At 61.0% G+C, this 872-nt stretch carries 1 protein-coding gene; it reads left to right on the top strand.

The window, feature by feature from the left end; translation table 11 throughout:
* On the top strand, positions 1-872 hold an 872-nt coding region (locus B9Z40_RS17255), incomplete at both ends, for a hypothetical protein (RefSeq protein ID WP_158238120.1).

Genomic DNA, 872 nt, shown 5'->3' with positions numbered 1-872 from the left:
GAGCATTGGCCAGATCGACGCGCTGGGCGTGGACGTGCTGGACATTCAGAACAACGCGGTGGTGCACATCACTGAAAACAACGCGGTTGATCTGATCAACGCGGGGATTCACTTTGCAGACAACGACGAGAACGTGACGCTGGACGTGGAGGGCGCGAACGCTGAAGGCTCGTACCTGACGGGCAAGGCGGGCGGCCTGGGCATGTTGGGCGGGCTGAGCATTGGTGAAATCGATGCTTTGGGCGTGGACGTGCTGGACATCCAGGGCAACGCGGTGGTGCACCTGAGCGAAGGCAACGCGGTTGATCTGATCAACGCGGGGATTCACTTTGCAGACAACGACACGAACGTGACGCTGGACGTGCAAGCCAACGATGCCGAGGGCTCGTACCTGACGGGCAAGCAAGGCATGTTGGGCGGCTTGAGCATTGGCCAGATCGACGCGCTGGGCGTGGACGTGCTGGACATTCAGAACAACGCGGTGGTGCACATCACTGAAAACAACGCGGTTGATCTGATCAACGCGGGGATTCACTTTGCAGACAACGACGAGAACGTGACGCTGGACGTGGAGGGCGCGAACGCTGAAGGCTCGTACCTGACGGGCAAGGCGGGCGGCCTGGGCATGTTGGGCGGGCTGAGCATTGGTGAAATCGATGCTTTGGGCGTGGACGTGCTGGACATCCAGGGCAACGCGGTGGTGCACCTGAGCGAAGGCAACGCGGTTGATCTGATCAACGCGGGGATTCACTTTGCAGACAACGACGAGAACGTGACGCTGGACGTGGAGGGCGCGAACGCTGAAGGCTCGTACCTGACGGGCAAGGCGGGCGGCCTGGGCATGTTGGGCGGGCTGAGCATTGGTGAAATCG

The organism is Limnohabitans sp. 15K, from assembly GCF_002778285.1.
GTDB lineage: Bacteria > Pseudomonadota > Gammaproteobacteria > Burkholderiales > Burkholderiaceae_C > Limnohabitans_A.
The sequence above is the reverse complement of the archived record's forward strand: the minus strand, read 5'-3'. Positions and strand labels throughout refer to the sequence as shown.